We start from the raw sequence: 26,622 nt of genomic DNA on the forward strand, positions 1-26,622 counted from the left end.
GCAATCGGTTCGGTGGGCAAGGGTGGTGGATCTCCGGGGGTATGGAGCACCAAAGGGATACCGAAGAAGGCGTTCGGCGACAAGCGACGCGTCCCGCAGGTGGAGAACCGTGGGGTTCTGCATGCACAGAAGCGGTGAGTCCCTTCTGATGGAACTGATCCGCAGTGGTGCTCTGGGCAAACGGTGGACAACAATCGTCTGCAGAAGCGCCGGTTTGGCTAACCGGCGATGTTCGGCTATGTTGCCCTCATTTGCGACGCGGCGAGCATCACGTACTGTGTCGATTAATGCTTCTCGATGACGCATTACCTGGAGTGTGTCGCGATCCTAGGACCCATCGCAAAGGGTGCCTGACCTGCGGGTCTGGGTGACGTGCGTTATGTGCACCGTGGGCGTTACGGGCGATACCTTGACGCTGAAGTGACGTTCGCGGCGGTGTCTTGACGCCTATTCTGATGGTGTGTCAGGTGCTCTGGGGAGCTGGTCAGGCGGCCTCCTGACTGTACGGGTGTGGCATGGTGCCGGGAATTTCGTGGTGCTGAGCGGTCCCACTCAGCCACCTGCGCAGAGTTCCAGCAAGGTCTTCGTCTGCTGGTGGTACACGCCTCGCATGCCGCTGAACAGCGGAACGGCCACGATTGGGCCAAGGTGCAGGCGGCTGGTCCGCGTATGGCCCGGATCTTGGTCGGCACGGAGTGAACCCTTGACCGTCGGCCCGTGGAGGCGGCGAGGTGGCACAAAAATGAGGGGTGTGCTGACAGGGCTCCACGGTGCGTGCCTCGACATGACGCGCTGGACTGCTGACCGCCGATATACGTGCGAACCATGGCGGCACCGCAGCCCTTCAGCCGTGCGGAGCTGGCCGACTGGCCTGACCCAGAAGAGCTGCGTGCCGACTACTCCGGGCGAGGGCTGATGGTGCCTCGGCAGCCCAATCTCGGGTATCGGCGGAGAGTCGCCGGTCATGGGCCATAGCGGCGAGCGTCTGCCTTGTGCTTCCTGAGCAGGAGGGATCAAGGACCAGCAGCAGTAGCGCGGCCTCGACTCGGTCTGGTTCCAACAGGGCCCTATTCCGGGCAAGCGTGGCGAGCACCTGTTCGGCTTGCTCGATGGCACCGACGGTGGCGAGTTCTCTTGCGATCTGGATGCTCAACAGAGGCGGCAAGGTTTGGCGATTTGTAGCCAGAGCCTGCAAGGTGCGCAGTGCTGTAGGGAGGTGCTGCGGGCCGTACCTGTATAGGCGGCGTGCTGCGAGGGCGCGCGTCGTCGGAGGCTCGGATTCGGTGTCGGCCAAGGTTGTTAGGAGCGCCGCCGCTTGAGCTCCAGAGCTTTGCCAGTTCAGGTGATTGATGAGATCTATGGCACCCAAGCGATCAGCCACGGTTTCTGATGTCCGAACTCGGCTAGACAGCAGGGTTTGGGTGGCCTCGTGCAAGTCGGGCCCGAGCAGGGCGATGCCCTCCAGAGGCCCAGACCACTGCCGCCAGTCCGTTGAGCCTCGTAGTAGCCGTACAAGATCGCGGCAAAGGCGGGCTCGGGCGTAGGGGCCGAGACTGGCCAGCTCGGCCACAACCAGCTCCGTGGGTAGTCCGACCGAACCAGACTCCAGACAGGTGCGCAGGAATGCTTCGGACCGATCACGTACTGTCGGGCTGATGCATGCGACCTCGGCGGCGAAAGCCACCGCCCCCTGGGGTGGTTGTTGGGCGTCAAGTCTGTCGAGAACGTTCAGGACGACTGATTCGTCGTCCGGCCCGGCGCCGAGGCGGGCAAGGAGGCTGGCCGCTGCCATTCGGTGCATGTCGGATGCCGCAGCGGAGCTCGCTACGTGTCCCGCACAGGGCCCTGCCTCCGCCCGATTGTGACTGGCGAGGACTGCGGTCACGGCAAGCGCTTGCGTAGAGCCACCCCCCGTAAGAAGCGCAACCTCCTTCAACATGCGGGCCAGTTCCTCACGGTCACCGCGCGAGCCGGTCCCCAGCAGGACGCTGGCTGCATTGCACCAGCTTCCGAGTACGCCATCCAGCGAGCCGAGGGCCCTACGCTGCACGTAGCCCACCGCTTCCGCTCGGTATTGGCGGCCCAGCGAGAGGACATTCGTGGTCACCATGTAGGGGTCGGCTGCGCAGCGCTGGGTGAGGAAGGTGGCCGCAGCATCGGCGTCGATGCTCCGGACCGACATCAGAATGTCTTGCCTGCATAGATTCGGTAGGCGCGAGTCCAGCAAAATGCGGCAATGCTGGGCGACCACCTGCTCGCGTAGCCCTGGTTGGTACGAGGCCGCGACCTGCAGCAAGAATCGGACGACGTCCACGTCCCAGATGGCCATCGGCCCAGTCAGTAGCCGCAGCCCGGCCAGCTGGTGCTCAGGCTGAGCCCGCAGCAGCAGTGCGGCCAGGACGGCCCGCTGTGGATGGCTGACGAGAAGGCCGGGTCGGTCATCCACCTGGTGTTGGTGACCAGTGACGGCTTCCAGGAGCCGTATCACCGATGCCGCGTGCGCGGAATGTGGCGGCGCAGGTCGGGTGCCGAGCCACTTCGCGAGCCGCGACCATGCGCTTGCAGCCGGACGTGCGCCAGGTGGGGACTGCCCTCGCAGGATGCAGGACAAATCTGCGGCCACCGCCCGGACTGCTGCTGCGGCCACCTCTTCTTCATCCGCCGTCGGGGAGACAGACAGAAGCGCAGAGACGTCGACGGGCAGGTCCAGGAGACTTGTCTCGGCGGACCATGGCACCACCTGATCTGAGTCGCGAGGGGACTCCATGAAGCCTGGCGGGGTGCTCAAGTCCTCCGCATGTTCCTCCTCGATGGATAGGTCTGCTGGAATCGGGCGTAGATCGATGAGGGAGGGGCCGGCGGCTGGCCTGTGGGGAAGCGAGATCCACCCGGGGGCGTCGCTCAGTAGCTGCTCGGCCATGTTGCGGTGATGCTCGTGGAGGAACGCCTCGTCCTGTGACAGGAAAGTGAGGCTTTCCCTCGCTGCCGGCAAAGCGCCTGCAAACTCCAGCGCTTGAGCCGCCCGGACACGTACTGCACCCGCGAGCTGTGGATCGCAGGCGAAACGGCGGAGAAGGGCAAGGCCGCGGGATCTATGCGGCTCGCCCGAGCGCAGTAGAGCGTGCGCTGCGGCCTCGCGAACGACGTCGGGCAAGGCCGCGTTCTCCGCAGCGCCGTGGATCACTCGCTGGAGGGGATGATCAAGGCTGCGCAGCAGACTTAGTGCGCCGACCACTTGGTTTACGTACCGGCCGTTGCCGCCGCGCAATGCCCGCCACAGCCAGAAGTCGAAGGTGCGCGCCAGGGCTTCATGCTGACCTGCTGTCGCCTGAACACCACGTGAAACCAGTGCGGCAGCGAGCTCCCGGGCGATGTCGTTACCCGCGAGCAGCCAGTCGAGAAGTTCAGAGGCGTCGCTATTGATCAGTGCTCTGTGGAAGATCGTCCGCTGCGCTGTGAGATTCCCATCCGCGCACGCAAGTCTGAGGGTTTTCCACCAAATCGGATCGTCGGGATCGAATCGGGACGGAAGCCGGCGGGCGTCGAGTAGGTCGCAGATGTGCTCGGCAAAGGTGTGGTGGGCAAAGATGAGACCTTCGCCGTCTAGCAGCAGCAACCCGGTGGAGGTGAGTACTGAACCAACGATTTCGGCCCAGTCCGCTGGTGCTGGAGTGGGAGTGATGGCCCGGTCTGCCAGCCATTGGAGGGCTTCAGACAGCAGAGACCGGGCTTTCAGAGCCAGCGGTGCAAGGTGCTCGATCAGCGCGACTCGTGCTTCGACCAGTTCCTGAGCCAGCTTCTGCGCCATTGGTCGGCCAGCGAGCCGGGACTGCGTGTCACTGAGTAGCTGGCGGGCTCGGGAGTCGTACAGATGGGAGAAGTACCGTTCGTACAGGTCGAAGCGGCTTGCGGGAAGAGGCTGGCTGGGCGCCTCAGCGAACACAACTGCTGCGACTGTGGCAAGGAGCGGGATGGACGCCTCTTCCTCAAGCCGGGATGAGGCCAGCTCGCGAAGGAATGACTCGGCGAGATCCACGTCATCTGAGAACCAGGAATGTGCGAACTGGGCGCGCTGATGATGCTGGAAGGGCTCGATGGCGTAATGCGTGAGCTCCTTGTCACTGTCCCAGGTTCGGCGTTCGTCGTCAGGTAAGGGACGGCTGGTGATCAGAACGTGGTACTCGCGCTCCGCCTCCATGAAGACCCGTAGGCGTTCGATTAGGTCGGCGCGATCTGCTCGCGAGGTGACCTCGTCCAAGCCATCGATGACCAAGAGCCAGTGCGATCCAGGCACGCGCTGTTCCAACAGTCGTGGATCGAGGTCGCGTGCCAGGAACCTCGCAAGGCTCGCCCCGAGGGCATCTGACACCGCAGAGAGAAGGCGCATTCCGGGACGGGCTGCCAGATCCCTCGCCAGCAACCGGACGGGCAGGAGGGTAGCGGCAGCGGCGCCGTCCCTTGGAAGCATGACGGCTCGGGTCGCTAATTGAAGGGTCAGAGTGGATTTTCCGGAACCCGCAACGCCCGTCAGGAACAGGTGCCGGTGTGTGGCAAGGGCCTCTTCGATTGACTTCGGTCTCAGGACCACGGGGGCGGGTGCTGCGCTGGCCTGCTCTGGGTCGGTGGCCAATGCCGCAGCCGCATTATCGGACGTGGACACCTGCTGGCGTACGTAGACCGCCGAGGGATCACGGCCGTGGAGGCCGATAGCACGATACGGGAAGGCCCGCGCCGCACTGCGCTGTGCGTTGAGCAGGGACTGCACCTCGCCGGGAAGGAGACGTTGCTTTGGACTGTGTGCTAGGCAGCGCTCGGCGATGATGTCTGCCCGGATCGCGTAGCTCTGTCGGGTGATGTCCGCCGTGGTCAGCCGACTGTATGGCAGCGAGTGATGTGCGCTGACGAGCATCCCGACGACTGCCTGCAGCTTTCTGTCCCACAGAGGGCTGCCGCTGTACCCGGGCTGGACGGCATGTCCCGTGGGGGCGCCGCTGAGGACCAGCCAGTCGTCAGCCACTGCGGACACGTGCACCCGAACGACGGAGGTCGGTTCGCCACTGCCGAACCAGCTCCAGGCCGGCTGTCCCAGGGATGGAGCTGCGAGGCGCACTGGCCGTGCTTGCTTGGGTAGCGCGTCAGTCACCCGTAGCGTGGCGATGTCTCCACGCCATCGTCTCTCCTTGCCAGAGAGCGTCTCTTCCTCATCGCGGAGAGAGCGTGCCGGCCACCACCCGGTCACATGGGCGGAACAGCGTTGGCCGGGAACGGATGGGAAGGCCACGGTCACCGAGTCGGAAGTGGGCTTGTCGCTCGCGAACTGATGTCGGCCCAATGCCATGTTGACGACATGGGCGCAGGTGAGGACGGACACGATGGCGTTCTCGTCGGTGACCAAGACGCCGCCGCCGACTACAGTGCCGTCCGGTTTCAGGAAGGAGACGAAGGCGGAGCGCAGGGAATCATCGGCGGATACCGGATACATGGCGCCCGCTTCCGTTTCATTCAGCGACGGAGGTGGTGTTGCGGTCGTCGTCGCTGAGTCGCCACGTGGCAGAGACGTTGAAGCTGGCCTCGCCGCCACTCACCACGGCCAGTTTCAGACCGGCAGTCAGTTTGACGCCGAATTCGACGGTCAGCTCCTCGGGCTTCCGTGGGAGACTCGTGACCTGATCGTGCAAACCTGAGAGGAGCGGGACCAGTGGAGCGAACGCCTCACTAAGCGTCCTGCCTGCCTGCTCGACAATGCGGGCACCGAGGCCAACTGCCTCGACCCCGGCGCTGCCGGGGAGCTGGTATTCGGCATCGATGCCGACCTTAGTTTCGTCGGTAGGCCAGACCTCGACGAGCACGGCTTGTCCGCCGGGAAAGTTGAACTCGACGAAGTCGGACATCGTTTCCCCCAAGTGACGCAGCAGCCGTTTCTGGGCTCGTACCGACGTGGTCCGCCGCTACCAGCCGCGACGGCATAGCCTACCTCGTAGCAAGACCTGCTCTGTTAGGACTGCTGGACGGCCGTGGCCGGATGCCGCCGAAGCGCGAGGTGCAGCGCCACGCTGGGGTCATGCGTGGCATGGAGAGAGGTCCGGCGCAGGGCTCGTGCTACACCCCCAAGGACTCCAGCAAGGCCCAACTCCTCGAAGGCAAGCCGAACTTGCGGCACGTGCTCGTCTCTATCCCCCTGAGCGAGGACGAACGCGCTGCGGACGACGACGGTCAAACCGCCATCGACGCGCTCCTCGCCCGGCTGACCGACATTCCTAGGTTGGGTCAGTCCTCATTTGATAGACGAGAAGGGTCTGATCGCGCGGTGCCGCGATCAGGTCCAGTCTCTGTGGGCGCGGAGCGGACGCGTTCGAATTCCGTGTCCTGGATACCCGGGGAGGTTGCCCGTCACTTCCCGTCGTTCCATCTCCTTATGAAGACGACGGAACCGTCTTTTGTCCTGAAGGATGTTGTCCTTCCGCCGTCGTCATGGAAGCAAATCCAGGCGGTCTCGCCACCCTTCGCAGGTGCCGACTCGCAGAGATGTATCTGGGTGAACGTACGCACTTCGTCCTCGGAGTCCCCCACCGACAGCTCGAGCTCGTTCGGGTCGTCGGTGAGGAATCGAGTGTTGACCGGGAAGCGGTCGTCGGGGTACGCCATGAGGTGCGAGAAGATCCCGCCGAAGAGGGTGGAGACGAGGAATACCGAAACGATGGTGACCGCGCACCTGACGATGAGGGACTGCAGGCTGGTCGCGTGTCTGATGCCGTACCAGAAGATGGGGCCGGCCAGGGCGCAGGCCACCATGACACTCGCTAGCTGAGGGTGCCACATGACGTTCACTGCCGGGCACCTCCAGCGGGCACCGCAAAGCCTCTGGGCACCCAGGAGCCACGGTACAGAAGTGTGATGGCAATGATGACGACGGCGGCGAAGGTGGTGTCCTTGAGGACGTCAGGGAGACCGAAGAGGTCGATTCCCACGCCTCCGGCAGCAACCAAGAAGGCGGCCGCGGCCAGCCGCAGAGGTTCGCGGCTCTTGGCCGGTTCGGTCCCCTTCAGCGTCTTTTTCTTCAGCAGTGCGGTGACGCGCCCCGCCAAGTACCTTTCGGCGATGGTCAGGAGGAGTTCGGCGAGGGGACGGAGTTCAGCGTCCCCGCGTTCGTCGACACGTTGATCCGCGGTGCGCAGCCTGCCGATGACACGGTCGGCATGGCTCTTGGCCTTGCTGTGCAGAGGCGAGCGCAGGGACAGGGTTCCCCGGGAGTGATGTGCCCATCTGATGGCCTGCTCCACCTGCGCCAAGGCGTCCGATAGTGCCCGGCGGGCGGATTCCTTCTGGTCGTCCGGAGCGCGGTCGACCGTGCCGCACGCGTTGACCGCCCTGAGTACCCGGCCAACGAGGTCGTAGCGGTAGGCAAGGCCCACACGGGACTTGTCGGCCAGGCGAGCCGGGTAGAAGATCATGCGGAGCCGGTAGAGCAACCGGCTCACCATGAAACTGATGGCCATGGTCAGAGCCCAGCAGGGAACGAAGTAGCAGAGGAGCCACATGGCTACGGACTGCACATCGAGGGCGGACAGGCCGAGCGCGCGCCCCACGGTGGCGAGCTCGATCTCATTGATCATTGCGACGCGCCATAGCCACAGGCGAAGCGGTCCGTTCACTGCTTCCCACAGGTCGCCCACCGACCACAGAACTCCGAGCAAAACTATGCATATCGTCACGGGTGACGGGGTTCGTTGAGGCCGGGACGGCCCGTCGCACGCGTGCCAGATCCGCACCGCGTCGCGCACGTGGGGCGCGACGGTCGGGTCGATTCCGAGCTGCCGCAAATCCCGCCGAAGCTGCTCAAGTTCGCGCGCTGCCCTGCGGCGCCGCTCCCTCTCGGCCTGTGCGCCCGAGTCTCGTACCGTCCAAGTCACCGGCACATAATGCCAGTTAAAAGAACTTACGCTGAAGCCTGGTGCGGCCAGGGTGGTGCCTTGGCCCTCCTCTCAGAGTGTGCCGGAAGTGGCGACAGGCTCCGTCGCGCCTACGAAGGCCAGGACGAGCTGCGCGCGTACAGCATCCTGGTGCCGAGCCTTGACAAGTCTGATTCCACATAATCGGCAACGCCTACACCCATGCACCGGACCGCAAGGTCCGCTTCGGATACCTGCCCGAAGGAGAAGGCGACGGGCTCTGACACATCAACGCCTATCGCGATCCGTTCGGCCCTCCGACCTGGGGCGCCGCTCAGCGCCGTCGCCGAGTGCGTCGCCGACCCAACTCCGCTGCCCCGATGGCGGCAGGACACCTACAGCTACATCAAGGGGATGGCCCGCTCACCCCGATCCTCCCGCCCGGACCACCGGCACCCACCCCCCTTGACGTGCGGAGGGCCGTGACAACGCGCCGCCCGGCCGCCCTGCCTGCGGCCAGCGTCCCAGGCTGGAGCACCACCAGCCGACCGGCCCTGCCCGGCCCACCCCGGTAGACCCGCTTTGTTCACCGGAGGAACTTTGTCCCTGCACATCCCCGAGTTCTTCGCCGAACTCCGTCTTCCCTTCCCCAGCGGCACCATGGTGGGCACCACGTACTACGCCACGCCCATCGCGGACTCACCACTACGACTGCAGATCGGATTCACCGATACGCAGTACAGGAACGCGTACGGCTGCCTGCGCCTGACCGTGACGCACACCGACCGAGGCACGATCGACACCGTGGCGCTCAGCTTCGCCGATCACGGCACTTTCCGCCGCCGGCAGGGACCGCTGCACGGTCGCAACCTCCCCGTGCACGCACGTCTCGTACGATCCGCCGCCGTCGCCATTTCGGTGGCTGGCACCCTCACCTGGGCGCCAGCCGCGAGCGCCCAGCCATCCGAACCGACCCCCCCCTCGGCCTCTGCCGCCTTCGACCCCGGCCCAGGAGGTGGGCAGCACTCCTGCTGAGTGAGCTCGGCCGCGGCGCCTCACCTCCGTACGCACGGAGACAAACTCGACTCTCTCCGGCGATGGCGACGACCTGGTTCGGCTCGCCTCCGTGTGACCCGAACAAGGCCCTGAGTGAGCGACGCAGTTCGTCATCAGTCCTGTGGGGGCCGCCACCCCTGGCCCGACGGAGCCGAAATAGGTCGCTGACCAGGTGTTTTGTCATCTCGGCCGACATTCTCAATTCCCGTCTGGACCGGCCTCCACCTGGGTATTTCTGCCTGTTCCTGGCCGCTGTTGGTCACGCGTTGGTCATGGGCCCAGTCATCGGGGCCGCTGACGGCTGACGTGCCAGGAGGGGAGGCTGGTTGGACGACCGCCGCTGTATCCAATGTGGCCAAAGCTGTGGTGAGCTGGGGTCCGACCTGTTCGGGTCGGACCCCAAATGTCTTTCCGTGCTGGGATGGCAGTGAGGCGCCCGTGCGAACCCGTGCTCACGCATTCTTCACGACTCCGAAACCTCTCGCGGAAACAAATCGACACCTGCCCGATGTTGTCGATCTCTGGGTCGAGGAGGGGAAGGTGTCGAGCCTGAAGCTGTTCCGCACGGATACGACGAATAGCGGCATGACCGAGGTCATGCCGCGTCTTGCTGAGATCGAGGCAGATGTGCAGGGTCTCGCCGAGGCGCACATGGAAACGCTGCTGGGCGTCCGGTTCTTGGCGAGTGAGTACGGCACCGGACCGGTGCACGGCGGCCGGATCGACTCGCTCGGGCTGGACGAGAACGGTAGCCCGGTCATCGTCGAGTACAAGCGCGGCACGGACGCTGGCGTCATCAATCAGGGCCTGTTCTACCTGGCGTGGCTGATGGACCACCGGGCCGAGTTCGAGCACCTGGTCCGCGACCGGCTCGGGACGACGGCCGAGTCCCAGGTCCTGTGGAGCGGGCCGCGCCTGATCTGTATCGCCGGCGACTTTACCCGCTATGACGTGCATGCCGTGCGCGAGCACCGGCGGTCGATCGACCTGGTCCGCTACCGACTCTTCGGCAACAACTTGCTCGGGCTTGAGACCGTGGCGTCCGTGAGTGGCGGCATGCAAGCGGCTCGGCGGGCGCGCCGTCCGGCGGTTGCTCGGGCGGCAGCTGACGTCCGGGGTGCGTCGATGACGGAGCTGGCGAGCGCGGTCGACGAGGCGCTGCTCGGGCTCGGCGACGGTGTGAACCGGGTTGAGCGCAAGCAGTACCGGGCGTATCAGCGTTTGCGGAACTTCGCCTGCCTGTGCCCGCCGCAGCGGAGCAAGCTGCTGGTCTACCTGAAGATCGACCCGAAGGACGTCGACCTCGTTCCAGGGTTCACCCGTGACGTGTCGGGCCTTGGTCACCACGGGACGGGGGATCTGGAGGTTCAGTTGCGTACGCCGAAGGATGTGGAGCGGGCGCAGGACCTGTTCCGGGCGAGCTACGCGGCGGCGTGATCGCCTGCCAGCCTCTTGGCGAGCTGCGCTTCGTGCGGTGTCTGTGGTCGTCCGGGTGGTGCCTCTCGACGTACGGGCAATTCGTGGCGGTGGACCATCAATGATCCGCAGGACTGTCGGCTTGGCCAACCGGCAGTCCTGCGCTATGTTGCCCGGCTTTGAAGCGGCTCTCGCCATGCCCCGCAACGGGCTGCCATGGCGATGCACGGCCCTGCGGGGAGCGGCATGCCGCGGAGTCTGACACGACACTTCGGCCCGGCGCGAAGAGTCGGGACGCCCGAAGCCGCACAGCAGGGCAGGCGTGCCGTTGTATATCGTCCGTCTCGTGTGATCCGCACGGAGCGAGCGCGGCCTGGCCGGACGCAGGCGTCTGTTCGATGGCCGAAGCCTGGCCTCTGGTCAGGGCTGGGGGGCTGAACCGTCTTTGGCTTCACCGGGCGGGAAGCTGTGCCACAGGTCTGACGGCCACAGGCTGGTCTGCGGCGCCACTTCGAGGCGCGCGACGGTTCCGAGGTCTGGAAGGACTTCTCCGCGGGCAATCCGGCCGACCGTGTTATGAGACATGCCAGTGAGGCGGGCCACGGCGCGGTCGCTACCGGGCACGGACCCGAAGTGGGCCTGTGGTCACCCGCGTCCGAGTTCAATCGCACGGCCTATCTGGCACGGGGGTGGAGCGCGAAACTGCGTGACAGCGGCGCATCCCGTTTGGCGATAAGCGATTCGCCCGTGGGTGAGGTAGCGGGTGATTGGGTTGTGGTGCATTGGTGTATGACGGTCCGTCGCTCTGTCCCCAGGTGATCAGCGTGAGCGGCTCACGGTGGTCTCGGCCTTGGCCGCCGCAGTGGCCAGCGGTGTGGTGAGAAGGCTCGTCATGTGTGCTCGAACAGTGGTCTGTGGCCGGCGAGTCCCGGTTCCGTGGGCGAGGGTTTCCGACAGGTCGGCCAGCAGCGCGCTGGGGGTGTAACGAGATGCAGCGAGGAGCCAGGTGGCGCGGGCGAGGTTCGGGCCCGCCCACATGGTCCAGGTGTCGAGGTTCTGGATGGGGTGCTGCGCGGCGAAGGCGTCGAATTGGACTCCCGCTTGGACTCCCGCGTCTCCGGCGGGGGATGTTCAGCGGATCCAGCGTCCGTCCACGGTGTGTTCCCATCCGGCATCGGTGAGAGGCTGCGTGGCGGCGGTGACGGTGTTTTCCCCCACCGGGGAGCCGAGGGCTGTGTCCCAGACGTCGTTGTGGGCGAGGTGATGCAGCAGGTCCTGCAGCACTGGGGCGGGGGTGCTGCCGGTCGCGGTGAGGACCCACATTCGGGCGGAGACCGGTGTTTCGTACGCCGCTACGGTCCATGCGGCTTCGTGGGCGGGGGCATCGTGGATGCGCTCGATGCGCAGGGTCTGTTCCTCGTGGATGGCGTGGGTGGTCTCATCGGACCAGGTTCGCCACTTCTGCCAGTCACCATGGGTGTCGAGGAACGTGCCGAGGGCAGCGTCGTGGTCGCCGGCGTCGGCGGCGTAGGCGGGGACGGTCTCCGGTGTGGGGAGGGGTGCCTCGGGCTCGACTGCCGGTGCTTCGAGGGAGGTTCGGGCTCTGGCTGCGGCGCGCTCCGTGTCCGTCTTGGGTGCTGGTCCGGGACTCATGGTGTCGCCGTGGGCCTTCTCGAAGGCGGCCAGAGCCTGCGCCGGTGAGTCGAAGGTGTCGGCGATCTGCCGCACATGGTTCTCACCGTGGAGGTAGACGCTCTTTCCGCCGCTGAGGTAGGTGCCGACCGCAACGGTGGTGTGGCTGTCCTGGGCGTGGGCGTGGATGAGGAGGTGGCCGTACTGGATGTCGTCGTAGATCTTCTGGGCCTGATTGGAGACCTCGCGGATTTCGCTACGGGTGCACCAGGGCATCGGGTAGTTGGCCCAGGTCCATTCCTCGTCGATCGCTTCCCGCAGGCTGGGGGTAATCTCGGTGGTGATCCCCCCGGTATTCAGGGCTTGGGCAGCCTTCTGCGCCCAGTACGGCTCCTCATGGTCGATGCGAGCGAGCACGAGGATGTTCTCGGCGACTGCGACCCAGCCGTCGGCCTCCAGCGCCATGTGCGCGACGTGGGCCTGGGTGCCGGTCAGGGCGGCGGTTACGGCGCTGGAGCGGACCGGGTGGATGTCGAGCCGCACGTGCGCGTCGATGGACGGGGTGGTCACCAAGGTGTGCTCTCTTCTGTCGGCGGCCGGACTGCGGACGTCCGGCCGTCGATGGGTTCGGGGTCAGCGGGAATTGCGGGCGGTGGGTGGGGCAGTGGCCCGTGGCGGACCGGCCCGAGCCGCCGTGGCCTTGGCGCGTGTGGGGTTGTTCGTCGGTGTGGGTGAGGTGGCGTGCTGCCAGCGCGCCCGAACTGCGGAGAGGTCGGCGAGCGCGCGGCGGCTGCCGGTGACGAGTTGGTACGGCGTGGTGGCCGGGTCGTCGGTGAATGCCTCGATGCACCGGCCGGTGTGATGGGCGGCCATGAGGACGGAGCGCTGAAGGATGCGTTCGCCCCAGTGCTCCGGAGATCCGTGAGTCCCGGAGAGGAGGTCGAGCAGGTCCTTCGGCCTGGCTCCGGTGGTGAGAAGGCCGCGGTGCTGCGCCTCCCACAGGACCGTCACGGGATCGACGGGGGTGCCGCGGCGGGTCAGAGCGTTCAGGCACTGCCATAGTCCGGCGTGCAGCGAGTGCGTGAAGTCGCCGGGGGCCAGCCACCGCATCCGGCTGACGCTTCTCGCGTGCGCGGTCGAGGTCGCGAGCAGCAGCCTCTCCTCGTCGAGTGCCTCTTCGTCGTGGCAGGTGGCCGGCGGTGGTGCCGGGGTGCGGGGCAGGGAGCCGGCGTGCGGCGGGAACCGGGCGGAGATGTCGTCCACCACGGCGGTGAGCTGCTCTGCTTCGGCGAGGGTGGTGGCCACGCGCTGCGGGAGCGAGATGTCCCGAGCGGTGCGCATGAGGCGCTGGGCGGCGGAGGCGAGACGGCGACGGGAGTGCTCTGCCTCGACGATCCGGGCATACGCAGGCGCGTGCCGGGCCGACGGGCAGACCCGGATCAGGTTCTGCACGTAAAGGGTGGACAGTCCGCGCGCCTGGTCGCGGGCGGCGGCGACTACCTGGTCGAGCCACTTCGTGGTGGTGGCGTGCTCGACCGGGTCCGGGGCCGGCAGCGAGCCGATCGCGGCGAACAGGGCGGTGTGCGCGGCGGTGGAGAACGAGGCGGGGACGATCCCGGTCACGTCGTCGAGGTGCCGCGGATCGAGCAGGAGCGCACCGAGGAGCGCCTGTTCGATGTGAAACACCGCAGGCGGCGATGGGATGGCGTCGAGGCCGTCCGCTTCGGGTTCGGGCGTGCGTGGCATCAGGCGACCAGGGTGAAGTCGTCGGCGTTGGGGGAGACGCCCAGGTGCGGGGCGAGCAGGTGGCCCGCGAGCAGCGGGGGGACGGCGTTTCCGATCTGAGAAAACTGCGCGCCCTTGTTGCCCGCCCAGGGGTAGTGCGCCGGGAACGTCTGCAGCAGGCCGGCCTCACGGGCGGAGATCCGGATCGGCTCCGGCACGGGCACTGACATCGCTTCCGCCTGCTGGGCGGCGGGAGGTTCGGCAATCCAGGTGCACTCATTCGCACGGTGCCCGAAGAACAGCGTCCCCGCCGGCTCGCACATGGGCCGGACGGTGGCATGGGCCTGGTTATTGCTCCGCAGAGACCAGGACCAGCGGTGCGCCTCACAGGTGCACGCCGGTGCGGGAGCGGTCGCCGTGCAGCTCTCGCCGGTATCGCGCCGGGCCGTCCGGAGGGACGGCCGGACGGCGCTGTCCGACCGGGGCGTCCACGTGCCGCGGTCACGGGCGTCGGTGAGTGTCTTGCGTGAACCGGACGGGAAGGGCTCGGGGCCGCCACCGGGACCTCCCCCCGCGCACACGGTCGGTACGGGCCGGTCGGTGGCACCCCAGCCGAGCGCCTGGGCCATCGACACCCACTGCTCGCGGCCCGGCCCGAACAGGCTCTCCGGCTCGGGATACCGGGCGTGTGTGGGCGGCGGAGGCTCGGCGGTACGGGTGCGGGAGGCGAGAAGGATCGCCCGCTTGCGGGTCTGCGGCACGCCGTAGTCGGCGGCGTTCAGGATCCCGGTCCAGACCGAGAATCCCCAGGTCCGGAGGATCGCCGCGTACTGCCTCCACAGCGGCAGGACGTCCGGGACCTCCTCCATGGCGACCCACTCAGGCTCGCCGACCGTGTTCAGGGCGTGGAGGTAGCGCATGGGTTCGGCGGCCAGAAGGCTGCGCGCGTCCCGGCAGGAAGCGAGGAGCTTTTCGCGGGTGTCGCGGCCCTCGGCGAGGTCGGCGACGGCCATGTGCACGAGTGGCTGGTCCAGCAGCCCGAGCCGTTTGCCGGCCATCGACCATGCCTGGCAGGGCGGGCTCGCCAACATGCCCCAGGTCCGGCCGACGAACGGATGAACCGGGTAGAGGGCGACATCGGTGCGTATGGTCCGCAGCCGCGCGGCGGCACGGGTCTTGCAGGCCCATGCATCCCATTCCAGACCCACATCCCGGACACCCAGAACGGCCAGAGCATGGCTCCAACCGCCCGGACCCGCGAACAGATCAAGGACGAGTCCTCTCATGCGGCCAGGCCGAAATCGTCCTGCGAGGGATCTGCTTCCGACCCGCGGCACGCCCATGGTGTACAGCCGTCGGCGACACCCACCTCCAGCTGCTCGGCATCCGGCAGCGTGGTGCCGGATGCCTGCTGGAGTGCCGCCCATTCGGCTGCGGTGACGTGATCGATGGGGGCTTCGCTGAGTGGTACGCGGGAGCGGTGGAGATATGCCTCGCCCAGCAGCCGGTTCCCGCTGGCATTTGCCCGGGCGTTTCCGTTGCGGATGGCCGCGTCGAATTCCACCACGTCCGCCCACTCGGCCGGAGAGTTGTCCCTGATGTTCCGCCACTGCGCGTTGCCGTGGAAGGGGCACCCCAGGCAGGACGATTTCGGGGTGTCGGCCAGCCCCAGGGATGTCAGGTAGCTGATGCAGTCCGTGCGCGACCAGTTCATATCGTCGATCAGCGGATGCCGGTTGCGCATGTACTGGACATCGGCATCCTTGGCGCGATGGAATTCATCGGTGGATATGCCGACCCACTGCTCGACGAAGACACCCTTGGGTATTCGGGTCGGATAGGGGTATCCGAGAATGTCTCGGACCTGTCGTTTGATCGGCTTTATCTTGTATTCGCCAGTGCACTGGCGCCGGGTCATTCCCGGCTTCCCGTCCTTGTTCAGGATGTAGAGAGGCATCGAGGCGAATCGGTGCTCCGGGTCGAGGGCGTCCCTGCGAATGTTCCCGGAGGAGACGCGGAGGACCGGAATTCCGGCAGGTTCGGCTATTTCCTTTTCGAGCCGGTCAAGGTGACGGTAGACGGCAGCGGGTTCCCATCCGGTGTCGGCGAAAATCGCGTAATCGACCCTGGGGAGAACGCCCTCGGCGGAGAGGGCTAGAAGCGTACTGGACTGAATTCCGGCGCCGAGCGACAGAATACGGTGACGAGGCTGGGACAAGAGGAAGGACTCCGGGAAATACGGGAGGGGATGTGGTGTGCTGAGGGATCAGCGGTGTCGGGGCGGGGCCGTGGAAGCAGCGGCGGGCGTCGGCGGAGTGGTGGAAGCGGCGCGGTCACGGGCGGCTTGGAGGCGCTCGGCGGCGGACACCCACTTCGCTCCTTCCGCGCACTGGGCCGGCACCTTGGCCAGCAGGTCCACGGCGACAGCGACGCGTTGCGCGGGTGACGGGCCGATGAAGATCGGCTTGGTATTACGCAGTGCGGCGACGCGCGCGTTCTCCGCCTTGCGGGCAAGAGCAGCTGTCAGCTCGGCGGAGACGACCTGGACCGACTCCGCGACACGGCCCAGGTCCACCAGAGCCTGGCGTCCCTCTGGCCGGGTGCACGCCGGCTGCTCGGAGAAGGTAAGGAACAGGAACAGGGCCTTCTTGGCGAGGTCCTGGGCCGTCACGATGTCCAGCACCTGGTGGGACCAGCTCGTTGCTGGTTTGCTCCGCAGTGTTGTGCACAGGGCGGCGGCGCCATTGCCGAGTACGGCAAGTTCGACGGCGATCGTGGTCTCGCTGGCCTCACTCATGGGTTGCGTCCTCGGCGGGTGCACTGACGGCGGTGGCGAAGTCGGCGACGAGAGCGGCTGCTGCTTCGCGGCCGGCCGATGTGAGGGCGCCCACGATGGGAGAACCGACCATGACACCGTCGACCAGCGGCGCGACGGCCCGGGCGAGGGCCGGGGTGGAGATCCCGATGCCCGAGACGACCGGAAGCGTTGAAGCCTTCCGCAGCCTTCGGACCGAACGGTTCAGGGCCTCAAGGTCAACAGGACCCTGGTAGCCGGTGGGGTGGTGGGTGGCTGGGGCGTAGAGCCACCCGGACGCCGACGCACACACCTCGTCGAGCGCGTCGTCTGCGGTGTGCGGGGGCACGAGCCGTGGGCACGATAGGCCGGTCTCGGTGAGCGTGGCCGCCCAGGTCCCGGCCAGGGAGTCGGGCAGGTCGACGACCATGATCCCCGCGGCTCCGGCCGACCTCATGTCACGGGCGAACAGGCGCGGCCCGTACCGGGCGACGGACTCCCAGTACGCCATCACCACGACCGGGGCGCGTGAGGCGGCGTGCGAGACCGTGCTCAGCACATCGCGCACACGGGTGCCGCGGTCCAGTGCCTCGTGGTAGGCGCAGGTGATGACCGGACCGTCCAGGACGGGTGCTCGGTGCGGGACGCCGATCTCGAAGAGGTCGGTCCCGCTCTCGGAGAGCGCGTCGATGGTACGCCGCTCGGCGGGCGGGGCCACGAGGCCAGTGGGCAGGAACACGCCCAAGGAAGTCGGACAGGGATGCGGGTGAGTGCTGGGCGGAGCACTGGCGAGCGGTAGAGGCAATCGGGATTTCCAACAGGGGTGTTGAGGCGTGTTCTGTCGCTGCGAGGGAAGGCCGGGGACCAGAGGAACGCCACAGATGTGGGACGGGTGTACAGCGCGGGTAGTCAGCGCGGACGCTTCATGGGCGCCGGCGTATGGACAGGAGAGGGGCTGCTCTGATGGCCGGGTGTGGTGGACGGCGCTTGTCCGAATGAGCCGGCGAGTGCACTGACTCCGGCTGCAGTGAGGCGAAGACGCTGGGGCTTGCCTTCTTGGTCCGCGTCCTCGCGCTGGATGAGCGCTCTTGTTTCCAGGTCCCGGATGGTGTTGATGCTCAGACGGGCCCCGTCGTCGTTCGAGATGTACTGCCTGCCGAGCATCAGCGTGACGTGGGCTTTGCCCCGGGCCACGGCGTGCATGGCGGGAAGGTCTGCGGAGGCGAGCCGGTGCGCGTTTTCGCGCGTCTGTGCTACTCGCTGACGGAGTGTCTCGACAGCGATTGTCTCGGCGAGAGCGACACAGGTTTCCGCGCCGAGAGCAGTCAGATCCTTGGCCATCCCGGCCTGGTGCGCGGCAACGCTGTGGCCGGCATCGTTGAGGATCAGGAGGCCACGCAGTTCCTCGGCGGCGCCTGCTGCCAGGTAGGCCGTTTGTCGCAGGCGCAGGGAAGCATCGACTACGGCTGGGGTGCTGCGGAGCGTGCCCTCGACGGATTCCCGGACTCCCAGTGTGAGTACGGCAAGTTCCTGAGTGGTGGGAATCTGCTGGCGCAGGGCTGACCCTTGCAGGTGGCCAGTGGCAGCGAGCGCCTTCAGCAGGTCGCCGTGAACGATGAAGTCGTCGGCCAGGGTGATGAGTCGCTCGGGAAGCGAGGGCAGGTCGAAGAGCTGGCAATGGTCGGACAGCGCGGTCGTCATAGAATGGGTCTTTCGTGACGTGTACGAAGCGGAGTGCTGGGCAAGAGGTGTGCGGTCCCTGCCAGGCAGCGGCAACGATGCGGGCCGTGACCGGCCCGAGTGAGGGATGTGTCCGCGGGCCGGTTGATCGGTCGGCCTCGTCAGAGGCGCGCCAATCAGCGGACGCTTCGGGAGGCTGAGGCTCGGCTGTCTGTGGTGAGAACTCGGGCGACCTGCGCCAACGCGTGCGCGGCGTGTGGGCCGAGACCGCTGGTGTGCGTGGACGTGATCAGGGCGGAGTCGAGTGCGAGGACTGGGATGTCTGCGAACCGGCGTTCCACAGGTGCCTCGTCGGACACGTGCGCGAGGAACTGGGCGACGAGCTGCTGGGGGACGTCGCGGGTGAAAGTCGCGCGCCAGTGGGTGTCGAACCCGTCGTACACCGAGTGGACGATCCGCCACGGGTGCTCCGGGTTCGTGGTGTGCTCCACGGCGCAGTGCCCGTCGGGGGACGTCCATGTCACACCCGAGGCTGTCTTCGACAGGTCCCAGCCGCTCGTCTTGGCGATGTGCGCGACGTCTTCGGTGGCGAGAGGGATGCGGTCGGCATGACGGTGGTCGCCGAGCACTTGAGGCAGGGCTTGGGTAACGGCGGCGACGGCCTCGACGGGCGTCTGGCGGCTGAACTCGGCCTGCCAGTAAGGCTCGTGGTGGGCAAGTGTCCACCACATGCCGTCCTGGCGGTCGGGAGCGAAATCGAGGAACATCTCGTGGCAGGGGCTGCTGAGGAGTATGCGACCGGTCACGAGCCGCTCGGATGTCCAGTCGAACAGGGAGGTCAGGGGGCTGATGGCATCACGGAGCCGGCCGATTCCCGTTCCTGCGAGATACCGCGGGGAGACCAGCACGCGTTCGTCGGGCCGGAACTGGGTCATCGGCGCGCTCCCCGGGCGGGGATTGCCGCAGGGGCAGCCGGTGCTGGAACGGCAGCCGCAGAGGCGCCGCTCCGGTGGTGTGCGAGAACGCGGTGCCCGTCCGCTGTCACCGTGATATTGCGTCCGCGGACCAGTGGCACGGAGGTGTCGAGATGGACCAGGCCCCGTTTGTCCAGGGACTGGAAGGTGGCGATGGTGACGCGGCTCCCGTCGGGGACAGCGACGCCGGCGGATCCCCTGCCCTTCGTCTCCATCCTTGCTCCCCCCTGTCGCCAGGGCGCCGTGCGCCTCGTACTGGGTGTCGCTCAGCGGCTGCGAGGCATTGCGCCGGACGGTGTTCGTGGAGGCGGGGGCGATGTCCTTGGACATTCCGGTGGCCACGTAGGCGCAGACCGTCGCGCACAAGTCCAGCTGCTCCGCGGCGTCCTGGAGGTGCTCGGCCATGACCGGGACGGCTTTGGCATGCCGTGCCTCGCGGAACCGGGCCTCGTGTTCGGTGGTGCCGCCGAAGCCCGTGCCGTCCAGAGGATTGCGGGCCATGGCATGGGCGAGGTCGCAGCTGGCCAGGGAGGCCGAGCCGATGGCTGAGCAGAGGGCGTCCAGAGACTCCATACTCCCGGCCACGGTCGTGTACGGGCTGCCGGCGAGTTCGGAGACCTGGGCCGTCAGTCTGGCGGTCATGCCCTGGGCCGTGTGGAACACCGGGGAGATGCTGCGCAAGGCGGTAGTGCCCGGCGCGAGGGCGAGGGCGAGGTCGAGGACCTGGGACCGGAGAGCTTCGAAGCCGGCGGCGAGATGTCGTAGCCGGCCGATCTGGGAGGAGAGGTCTATGTCATGCATGGGTGTGGGGTCTTCTTCGTGTGGCGAGTCTGTGCGTGAGGCCGGTTGAGCAGGCGGATCAGCGGGGACCGAGTCGGTCATCGGCGCCTGTTACCGCCTTTGACGGGTGCCGGCACGTTGCCCGGTGACGCCGACTGGGCCCGGCCGGGCTTCTGGATGTCCAGCACCAGCCTTCCGCGGGCGGTGATCTCGATCTCGCGGGGGACGATCGCGGAGACGCTGTCGTGGATGCGGATCAGGCGGTGTTTCAGCAGCACGTTGAAAGGCTTCGTGTGGATGATGTGGCCGTCGCCGTCCCGGACGCTCGTCTTGTCGCTGCGGCTGGTGTAGTGGTTTGCGCCTCCTTGGGCGATCTTGTCGAGGGCCGCGTACTGGGCGTCGGACAACTCGGGCAACTGGGGGCGGTGTTCGGGGTGATCTTTCAGATCGCGGGCAATGCCGGCGGCGGTGTGGTGGCAGCAGGCCGCGCACAGGGCGAGGTGGTGGACGGCGGTGGTCAGGCTCTTGACCAGGATGGGTGCGGAATTGGCAAGCCGGGCCCGACGTGTGGCCGCGTCGTCGGGTGTCCCGGTGAAGGGGGCGGCTTCGAGTGGGTTGTCGGCGACGGCCCTGGCCAGCTGCGAGGCGGCTACGGCGGCCGAGGCGACGACCTCGCTGAGTGTTTCCAGGGAGGAGCGGCTGCCGGGTACGGCCGTGTACTGGCTGCCGTCGAGAACGGACAGTCGGACCAGCGTGCGGCCGACCAGTTCGTGGACGGAGAGGATCTGCGGACCGAGCTGCTTCAGCAGCTCGCTCCCCGGCCGGCCATCCAGCGCGGTGACAGTGGTGTGCAGGGCGGTGAAGTCGGCGCCGAGCTTGCGGAGTAGGTCGATCTGCAGAGGCAGGTCGATCTGGCGTAGGGCGATAGTGGGCCTCCGAGGTAGGTCAGTGGGTGCGGCGCCGCGTCGGCCCTGCAGCCGGGCTGCCGGGTACGGGGGACGAAGGAGCGACGGGCGGGGCGGGGATCGCATCGGGGGTAGGGATGCCCAGATCGATACGGACGCCGATGCCGTCGGCATGAGCGTGGGCTTCGGCACGCACGACAGCGCTCAGCAGACCGAGCTCGTCTACCGGAGTGACCAGCCCGTATGAGGTGCCCTCGGCCGAGGGAGCGAAGCCGTGCCGGCCGAGAAGCGAGCGGGCTTCGTCCGTATCAGCGGTCGCTGTGAGAACGGGACCGGTGAAGGTGAAGCGGAGGTCAGGGTCGGGCGCAGGCTCCTTCGGGTTCCACCGCGTGGTCCGGGAAAGGTCGACCAGGTCGTGGGTGTGAGCCAGGAGCCCGTACATCGCTATGCCGGCCTTCTCGTTGGCATCCTCGGGCAGACCGGGCGGCAGGAGGTAGACCGTCCGGCCGCGCACCTTACGGGCAGTGAACCCGGCAGCGGTGAGCACGCGGTTGGCGCCGCGAAGGGGACGGTTGAGCACGACGAACGTGTGGTCGTCATCGGTGGACCCGATGAACACATCCGGTACGTCTACGAACGACACGGGATCTCCGATTGAGGACAGGTACAGGTGCGGGAGGGGGGGGCACGCGGACTCCGTCAACGCCTTGCGTGCGCGACAGCCGTTGAGGCCGGTTCCGGCAGCGTCACAGTGGAGTCGTCGGGCATGGTGTGCGGGCCTTGACGGGGAGCGGCGGGCGACGCGAGGCGGCGGGAGAGCCGGAATGCCAGGGCGCGATAAGTGACCGCGGCCTGCTGCATCTCGTCACTGGCCCGTCGGAGCTGGTCACGGCTGGCCGCAGGGGTGGGGTCTGCGTCGTCGTACAGCAGGACCTCGGTGCGATGATGGATCGCCAGGTTGCACAGCGTGGCAGCGAGCGAGATCTGGGAGCAGGCGCCGACGAGGTGCGCCAGGTTCTGCTCGCCGCGCTTCATGGTGGCGTACTGGCTGACCGACAGGTCGTGGAGCTGTCGCGTGCACTGCAGGGCAAGTTCCTGAACGTGGAGGCTGACAGGCGCGATCTCGCGTACTGGTTTGGCAATCTCGCCCTGCCGTATGCGGTCCACATCCGCTCGCAGCGCGGTCAGCGCAGAGGCCACCTCACTGAGAAGACGGGCGTGCTCGATCAGTTCGGTGCTCTGCAAGACAACTCCGGTTGTGCGAGATTGAAGAACGCGGAAGACGACTGGTTGCCAGCCGTGTGGCGGGAGTGGACCGGGACGGAGCGCAGCCGGGACCGGTTATGCGGCCTGGTCGTAGTCGGACTGGGCCGGGGAGTGCTTGGCGACGGCGCGGGCGGTGATGGCCTTAGACGCGCGGGCGGAGGCGGCACCGAGCTCGTCGGCGCCGGGCTCCGCGTACCAGGGGCGCAGGTCGAGCATCGCGACCCTCATGCCGGTGGCGAAACACAGCGCGCTCCCCTTGGGCAGGGCGCGGATCGCGTCGGCGGGCAGGATCCGCTCCTGGCGCATCGATACGGACGTCGACGTGCCGGACTCGGAGCGCGAGGTGGAGGTGGTCTCGACGTCATGGTCGCCGATCAGCCGGGAGAGCTTGTCCGCGAAATCAGGGTCGTCGATGCCGGAGCCGATGACCTTCACGGTCGATGCGGACCACATCGCGTCCATGCCCGCGTCGCCCCAGACCTTCTGGCCCTGGCGGTAGGACTGCAGGATGGTGATGGGGATGATGCCCCGGCTGCCGAGGTGGGAGTACAGGTCAGGCAAGTCCGAGATTTTGCAGACGTTGGCGGCTTCGTCGAGGATCGCGAGCATCGGCGGGTCGAGGCGTCCGCCGGCGCGTTCGGCCTGCGCGGTCGCGGCCCGCATCACGGAGTCCGCACACGCGGCGATCAGCGCGCTCGCCCCTCCGCCCCCGTCCTTGCTCAGGAGGAAGAGAGTGTCGGTGGAGGTGACGAACTGAGACGGCCGGAACTCCGCGACGTCCTTCTGCGGTGTCACCCAGGCGGCGATCTCGGAGTTGAGCAGCGCGGACGCGTACTGTCTCGCCGTCTCGTAGATGCCGTCACGGGTCTCCGGCGGCCCTTCGACGGTGCCCTTGAGCTGGGAGGCGACCGCGGTGAAGTCGTGGTCACGCAGGATGTCCAGCGGGGTGCGGTCGGCGGGGAAGGCCAGCCACTGCATCACGTCGGTGATGGGCCGGTCGTCGAGTGCGGCGGCGAGGAACAGCTGGGACAGGATGTTGCTGCCGGCCTTGGACCAGAAGTCCCCCTGCTGGGAGGCATCTACCGACGCGGCGAGGAAGTGGCCGGCCAAACGCCCTGCTCCGTCAAGGGACTTGGCGCCGGCGAGCGGGTTCCACCACATCTCGCGTGCGGCGTGCGCGATCTGCTGCGGGTCCATCGACCACACCCGTCCCACACGGCCGCGGGCGTCGTAGGTGGCGGTGAAGGCGTCACCGGCGGCCTTGTTCGAGGTCAGCAGTACCGGGCCGGGCGCGTGCAGGATGGAAGGGATCGCGAGACTGGTGGTCTTGCCCGAGCGGGGCGCCATGATGGCGACAGCCACGTCCTCGTAGCCCATGCGCACTTCGTGCCGGGTGCCCTGCAGGTTGCCGAGCAGGATGCCGGTGTCGTGGGCCTCGATGTGCTTGGCGTTCTTCAGACTCGGGCGCAGGGAGCGGGCCTTGTCCGTGATCGCCTTGGCCATCAGCGGCTCGATGTCCCGCGCCTTGGCCATGCCGGTGATCTTCTTCTTCCGGCCGCCGCGGTTCTTCTTCCGGGACCACAGGACGCCGGCTGCGGCGCCGAGCGCCAGGAGGGCGGTGACGGGAACGACGCGGGCGCCGATGAGCAGGGACGTTTCTCCGGCGTGGGGCCAGAGCTGGTCGGGGTGGAGCAGAGCTGCAGTCGGCTGGTACGGCGCCAAGGGCAGGTCGGTGAGGTAGGCGGTGATGTTGCCGGACAGCCAGGCGAGGTTCGAGAGAGGGACGACGACGGCGAGGACTCCGAGAAGAATCCGGAAGGCTATGTCGTACCCGTCGGAGTTGCTGGAGGAAGGGGGCAAGAGGGGGCTACGTGCTTCCAGGCGGGGACAAAGGTCAGCGACTGCGGCCGTTCCGGGGCAGTGGCGGGCGCAGGGCGCTCGGGCTCGTCGCCGGGCCGGCGCGGCGGGCGGCGAGGGTCTGAACGCGTTCTTCCAGGGCAGAGGCGACCTGCACGGCCGGCACCTCCCGGTGGGAACGGGTGACGAGGTCCGGGTTGCGGGTCGGGAGGCTGCGCGGGCTGTCCGTGCGCGGCACGGGGCTCGGGTCGACGAGCGCGGCGGTGAACGCGGCGAGCAGGTGCGGCGGGGTGTGCTCGTCGAACCTGGCTTGCCACACCATCCGGCCTAGGCCGAGCGTGGTGGTGACGAACCAAGGGCCAGCACCCAGGCGCTCGACGTACGCGGTTCCGTCGGGTGAAACGAAGCCATCCGCCCCTGCCGCAGGTGACCAGCCGGCCTGTCGCAGCGGTTCGTGCGGGTCGGCCCACGCGGTCGCAGCCGTGTCCGGGGCAGCGAGCGTGTCGGTGAAGGCGGCGATGATCTCGACCGGTGTGCGGGCTCCGAAGCTCGCGTACCAGGCAGGGCGGTCCGGCGTACGGGCGTGGTGGAGGGTCCACCACTGGCCGTCGGGGTCGGGCTCCAGGCGCAGGAGGGCCTTCTGGTCGGGGCTGGAGAGGATGACGCGCGGCATCAGGGGGTCGTCGCCGTGACTCCAGCCACAGGCGCGGTGGAGCGGAACGGTGATCCAGGCGGGATCACCGCCACCGGCCAGGTGCCGCGGGGAGATGAACTCGACCTCGACGGTCTCGGGTGTCTGGGGCACGTTCACCTCCGGACCGTTCCGGTCCGGGCAGCCGGCGCAGGCGCCTGTACGGGCGCGCTGGTCGTCAGCGGGGACGGGGCCTGCCGCGCTGCGACGTGGATGTCGAGGATGCTCTGGCCGTGAGTGGCCCAGTCGTCCAACGAGGACCAGGCGTCCGCATTGCGATCGGCGAGCGGGTCGTCGTACTGCTCTGTGCCCGGGCCTGCGGATGCCGGCAGGGAATCCCGGAACTCCACCCACTCGGACTGCAGGGTCCGAAGTTGCTCCAGGGCCGTGTGGAGTGTGCCGAGCTCCCACACCCACCGGGCCTGGATCTTGTGGGCGGGAAGCTGCTGCAGCTGGTGTTCGGCCGTGGCCAGCAGTGTCTCGCCGCTGTAGCGGACCCGTTCGAAGGCGCGCCAGGTGTCGGCGTGCCGGCGGTCCTGGTGCAGCGCGTAGTCGTGTTCGTCGTACGGCACGCCGTCGATGTCAGTCTGCTCGTCGGAGTACACGCTCCAGGTGTCCTGGATCAACTTGCTCTCGCGGAGGAACGCGGCGAGGTGGTCGAGCCGGAACTGGTGTTCGGGAGTTGGGGTTGACGCTGAGGAGGGCAAAGGGCGGCTTTCGGTCGGGCAGAAGATGGCTGTTGTGGCGGTGCGGACGCTGCCGGTTCGTGTCAGCGGTGGACCGCGCTGTTGCGCGTGGACGGTGCGACTGCCGGCTGGGCCTGCGGTGCCGCCAGGCGCCGGGCCTTACGGGCTGCAGTGCGGACGGCCTTGAGACGGGCCTCATGGGCAGCGGCGAGCTCCTCGCCCTGCGGTCCGCGCGCCTCCTGCGTGACGAGGTGGTTGTGCGGGACGTCGTACATGCCGCGCTGGACGGGCTCGTTGCTGGCCAGGGCTTTGGCGACGGCGGCGAGCAGATGCGGGGGCATGCGGTCGTCGAGAGAGGCGCTCCACAGCCGGCTCTCGCCGCCGCCTCCGTTGGGAAGGGCGGCTTCGGCGGTCCAGTAGAACCGTTCGGCCGGTTCGACGGTCCAGCGGCGCAGGCTCAGGACGCCGTCCGGGTGCGAGGCGGTCTCGTTGCCGTTCTCGTAGTGCTGGTAGGTCCAGCCCGCCGAGGTGAGGGCCGGCCAGACGTCCGGCGTGGTCTCGGGCGCGGGCTGGAGCAGGGCGTCGGTGAGCGCGGAGAGGATCTCGACGGGGGTATTGCCGCCGAACTCGGTGTACCAGCTGCTTTGTTCGTCCTGCCCGCAGATGCGCCACCAAGCGCTGTATGGAGCAGTCCCGGGTTCCAGGATCAACGAGTGCTGGTAGTCGGGACTGGCCAGCGCGACGTGGGGATAGTCCGGATCGGAATGGCTCTTCCAGCCCGCGGCGCGGAGGGTCTGGGTGATACGGCGGGGATCGCCGCCCCCGGCGAGATGCCGAGGGCGGGTCTCGAACCAGATCCGCGTGCGGGGGTCGGCGGCACCGGTGATGAGGTAGGGGATCACTGATCTTGGGGCGCCGGGATTGTGAGCTCGCCCGGCATTGCGCTCAGACGCTGGACGTCCCAGTGCAGGACATGCCAGTCCGTGATCTCCTGGGCGGCCTCGCGCAGGCCGTCGATGATCTGCCGGGTCTCGTCGGCCATGGGCCTGGCTGCCTGCTGGGAAATGAGGCGGGCGGCGCTGCGCAGGATGTCGCCGAGCAGGATGGGAGCTCCGCTGTTCTCGTCGAGGAGCGGGACGAGCAGCGGCACGGCCTTGTCGGCCGGGGGGTAGGTGCGCAGGTAGGCGGCGAGGTCGGCCAGGGTCCGGGTGGCCTGGCGGATCTGGTCGGGCACGGGGGCGTCGGGAGTGTGGTGGGGCATGAAGTCCTTG

23 protein-coding genes and 2 pseudogenes are annotated in these 26,622 nt (G+C 67.5%); 3 read left to right on the forward strand and 22 right to left on the reverse strand.

The window, feature by feature from the left end:
* Window positions 1–844: 844 nt before the first annotated feature.
* The 4 genes from ACZ7IB_RS13385 to ACZ7IB_RS13400 all read right to left on the reverse strand — a co-directional run bounded on the left by ACZ7IB_RS13385 (window position 845) and on the right by ACZ7IB_RS13400 (window position 7,613).
* Window positions 845–5,482 carry an NACHT domain-containing protein gene (locus ACZ7IB_RS13385; RefSeq protein WP_470912320.1) on the reverse strand — a complete coding sequence of 1,546 codons (4,638 nt, stop codon included), beginning with the start codon at window positions 5,480–5,482 and terminating at the stop codon, window positions 845–847.
* 16 nt (window positions 5,483–5,498) lie between these two features.
* The gene (locus ACZ7IB_RS13390; RefSeq protein ID WP_466090048.1) at window positions 5,499–5,891 is read right to left on the reverse strand and encodes a CU044_2847 family protein; all 393 of its coding nucleotides are present in this window, start codon (window positions 5,889–5,891) and stop codon (window positions 5,499–5,501) included.
* 499 nt (window positions 5,892–6,390) lie between these two features.
* Window positions 6,391–6,828 carry a hypothetical protein gene (locus ACZ7IB_RS13395; RefSeq protein ID WP_466090049.1) on the reverse strand — a complete coding sequence of 146 codons (438 nt, stop codon included), beginning with the start codon at window positions 6,826–6,828 and terminating at the stop codon, window positions 6,391–6,393.
* The gene (locus tag ACZ7IB_RS13400; RefSeq protein ID WP_470912325.1) at window positions 6,825–7,613 is read right to left on the reverse strand and encodes a hypothetical protein; all 789 of its coding nucleotides are present in this window, start codon (window positions 7,611–7,613) and stop codon (window positions 6,825–6,827) included. The genes ACZ7IB_RS13395 and ACZ7IB_RS13400 overlap by 4 nt, the downstream gene beginning before the upstream one ends.
* 555 nt (window positions 7,614–8,168) lie before the next feature.
* On the opposite strand from ACZ7IB_RS13400, the pseudogene ACZ7IB_RS13405 reads away from it, so the two are divergent.
* The 3 genes and pseudogenes from ACZ7IB_RS13405 to ACZ7IB_RS13415 all read left to right on the forward strand — a co-directional run.
* Window positions 8,169–8,464 (forward strand): annotated as a pseudogene (locus tag ACZ7IB_RS13405) (SPDY domain-containing protein); the annotation flags it as partial.
* A gap of 25 nt (window positions 8,465–8,489) precedes the next feature.
* On the forward strand, window positions 8,490–8,924 hold the full coding sequence (locus ACZ7IB_RS13410) for a hypothetical protein (RefSeq protein ID WP_470912327.1): 435 nt from the start codon (window positions 8,490–8,492) through the stop codon (window positions 8,922–8,924).
* Between the two features lie 561 nt (window positions 8,925–9,485).
* Window positions 9,486–10,382, forward strand: coding sequence for a DUF5655 domain-containing protein (locus ACZ7IB_RS13415; protein ID WP_470912499.1), 897 nt, complete (start codon window positions 9,486–9,488; stop codon window positions 10,380–10,382).
* 399 nt (window positions 10,383–10,781) lie between these two features.
* On the opposite strand, the gene ACZ7IB_RS13420 is transcribed toward ACZ7IB_RS13415, so the two are convergent.
* From ACZ7IB_RS13420 to ACZ7IB_RS13505, 18 genes and pseudogenes are all read right to left on the reverse strand, one after another.
* A complete protein-coding gene (locus ACZ7IB_RS13420; protein ID WP_470912328.1) occupies window positions 10,782–10,985 on the reverse strand; it encodes a helix-turn-helix domain-containing protein in 204 nt (67 codons plus the stop codon).
* 195 nt (window positions 10,986–11,180) lie between these two features.
* Window positions 11,181–11,453: pseudogene (locus ACZ7IB_RS13425) on the reverse strand (SPDY domain-containing protein); the annotation flags it as partial.
* A 39-nt stretch (window positions 11,454–11,492) separates the two neighbouring features.
* Window positions 11,493–12,563, reverse strand: coding sequence for an SPDY domain-containing protein (locus ACZ7IB_RS13430; protein ID WP_470912502.1), 1,071 nt, complete (start codon window positions 12,561–12,563; stop codon window positions 11,493–11,495).
* A 63-nt stretch (window positions 12,564–12,626) separates the two neighbouring features.
* A complete protein-coding gene (locus ACZ7IB_RS13435; protein ID WP_470912331.1) occupies window positions 12,627–13,739 on the reverse strand; it encodes a DnaB-like helicase N-terminal domain-containing protein in 1,113 nt (370 codons plus the stop codon).
* A complete protein-coding gene (locus tag ACZ7IB_RS13440; protein WP_470912333.1) occupies window positions 13,739–15,004 on the reverse strand; it encodes a DNA cytosine methyltransferase in 1,266 nt (421 codons plus the stop codon). Before ACZ7IB_RS13440 ends, ACZ7IB_RS13435 begins: the two co-directional genes overlap by 1 nt.
* The gene (locus tag ACZ7IB_RS13445) at window positions 15,001–15,894 is read right to left on the reverse strand and encodes an adenine nucleotide alpha hydrolase family protein (RefSeq protein ID WP_470912505.1); all 894 of its coding nucleotides are present in this window, start codon (window positions 15,892–15,894) and stop codon (window positions 15,001–15,003) included. The genes ACZ7IB_RS13440 and ACZ7IB_RS13445 overlap by 4 nt, the downstream gene beginning before the upstream one ends.
* 90 nt (window positions 15,895–15,984) lie before the next feature.
* Window positions 15,985–16,515: a hypothetical protein gene (locus ACZ7IB_RS13450; protein ID WP_470912335.1), complete on the reverse strand. Its 531-nt coding sequence runs from the start codon at window positions 16,513–16,515 to the stop codon at window positions 15,985–15,987.
* Window positions 16,508–17,251, reverse strand: coding sequence for a tryptophan synthase subunit alpha (trpA, locus tag ACZ7IB_RS13455; RefSeq protein ID WP_470912337.1), 744 nt, complete (start codon window positions 17,249–17,251; stop codon window positions 16,508–16,510). Before trpA ends, ACZ7IB_RS13450 begins: the two co-directional genes overlap by 8 nt.
* 170 nt (window positions 17,252–17,421) lie before the next feature.
* On the reverse strand, window positions 17,422–18,213 hold the full coding sequence (locus ACZ7IB_RS13460) for a hypothetical protein (protein ID WP_470912339.1): 792 nt from the start codon (window positions 18,211–18,213) through the stop codon (window positions 17,422–17,424).
* Window positions 18,214–18,368: 155 nt separating this feature from the next.
* Window positions 18,369–19,967 (reverse strand): SPDY domain-containing protein, encoded by a 1,599-nt coding sequence (locus tag ACZ7IB_RS13465; protein WP_470912341.1) that lies wholly within the window; start codon window positions 19,965–19,967, stop codon window positions 18,369–18,371.
* 77 nt (window positions 19,968–20,044) lie between these two features.
* Window positions 20,045–20,977 carry a hypothetical protein gene (locus ACZ7IB_RS13470; protein WP_470912344.1) on the reverse strand — a complete coding sequence of 311 codons (933 nt, stop codon included), beginning with the start codon at window positions 20,975–20,977 and terminating at the stop codon, window positions 20,045–20,047.
* Window positions 20,892–21,494 (reverse strand): hypothetical protein, encoded by a 603-nt coding sequence (locus ACZ7IB_RS13475; protein WP_470912347.1) that lies wholly within the window; start codon window positions 21,492–21,494, stop codon window positions 20,892–20,894. Before ACZ7IB_RS13475 ends, ACZ7IB_RS13470 begins: the two co-directional genes overlap by 86 nt.
* A gap of 56 nt (window positions 21,495–21,550) precedes the next feature.
* The gene (locus ACZ7IB_RS13480) at window positions 21,551–22,096 is read right to left on the reverse strand and encodes a hypothetical protein (protein WP_470912349.1); all 546 of its coding nucleotides are present in this window, start codon (window positions 22,094–22,096) and stop codon (window positions 21,551–21,553) included.
* A gap of 96 nt (window positions 22,097–22,192) precedes the next feature.
* A complete protein-coding gene (locus tag ACZ7IB_RS13485) occupies window positions 22,193–23,977 on the reverse strand; it encodes a type IV secretory system conjugative DNA transfer family protein (protein ID WP_470912352.1) in 1,785 nt (594 codons plus the stop codon).
* Window positions 23,978–24,011: 34 nt separating this feature from the next.
* Window positions 24,012–24,779 carry an SPDY domain-containing protein gene (locus tag ACZ7IB_RS13490; protein WP_470912354.1) on the reverse strand — a complete coding sequence of 256 codons (768 nt, stop codon included), beginning with the start codon at window positions 24,777–24,779 and terminating at the stop codon, window positions 24,012–24,014.
* Between the two features lie 2 nt (window positions 24,780–24,781).
* A complete protein-coding gene (locus ACZ7IB_RS13495) occupies window positions 24,782–25,372 on the reverse strand; it encodes a hypothetical protein (protein WP_470912356.1) in 591 nt (196 codons plus the stop codon).
* A gap of 62 nt (window positions 25,373–25,434) precedes the next feature.
* The gene (locus ACZ7IB_RS13500; RefSeq protein WP_470912357.1) at window positions 25,435–26,253 is read right to left on the reverse strand and encodes an SPDY domain-containing protein; all 819 of its coding nucleotides are present in this window, start codon (window positions 26,251–26,253) and stop codon (window positions 25,435–25,437) included.
* A complete protein-coding gene (locus ACZ7IB_RS13505) occupies window positions 26,250–26,612 on the reverse strand; it encodes a hypothetical protein (RefSeq protein ID WP_470912359.1) in 363 nt (120 codons plus the stop codon). Before ACZ7IB_RS13505 ends, ACZ7IB_RS13500 begins: the two co-directional genes overlap by 4 nt.
* Window positions 26,613–26,622: the final 10 nt, after the last annotated feature.

Source organism: Streptomyces sp. NPDC037301, from assembly GCF_055602785.1.

Excerpts from the sequence above, each read along its gene's own strand:
- ACZ7IB_RS13470 (WP_470912344.1), bottom strand. The coding sequence starts at position 20,977 with ATGCGATCCCCGCCCCGCCCGTCGCTCCTTCGTCCCCCGTACCCGGCA.
- ACZ7IB_RS13385 (WP_470912320.1), bottom strand. The coding sequence starts at position 5,482 with ATGTATCCGGTATCCGCCGATGATTCCCTGCGCTCCGCCTTCGTCTCC.
- ACZ7IB_RS13435 (WP_470912331.1), bottom strand. The coding sequence starts at position 13,739 with ATGCCACGCACGCCCGAACCCGAAGCGGACGGCCTCGACGCCATCCCA.
- ACZ7IB_RS13505 (WP_470912359.1), bottom strand. The coding sequence starts at position 26,612 with ATGCCCCACCACACTCCCGACGCCCCCGTGCCCGACCAGATCCGCCAG.
- ACZ7IB_RS13390 (WP_466090048.1), bottom strand. The coding sequence starts at position 5,891 with ATGTCCGACTTCGTCGAGTTCAACTTTCCCGGCGGACAAGCCGTGCTC.
- ACZ7IB_RS13460 (WP_470912339.1), bottom strand. The coding sequence starts at position 18,213 with ATGACGACCGCGCTGTCCGACCATTGCCAGCTCTTCGACCTGCCCTCG.
- ACZ7IB_RS13440 (WP_470912333.1), bottom strand. The coding sequence starts at position 15,004 with ATGAGAGGACTCGTCCTTGATCTGTTCGCGGGTCCGGGCGGTTGGAGC.
- ACZ7IB_RS13465 (WP_470912341.1), bottom strand. The coding sequence starts at position 19,967 with ATGCATGACATAGACCTCTCCTCCCAGATCGGCCGGCTACGACATCTC.
- ACZ7IB_RS13450 (WP_470912335.1), bottom strand. The coding sequence starts at position 16,515 with ATGAGTGAGGCCAGCGAGACCACGATCGCCGTCGAACTTGCCGTACTC.
- ACZ7IB_RS13400 (WP_470912325.1), bottom strand. The coding sequence starts at position 7,613 with ATGATCAATGAGATCGAGCTCGCCACCGTGGGGCGCGCGCTCGGCCTG.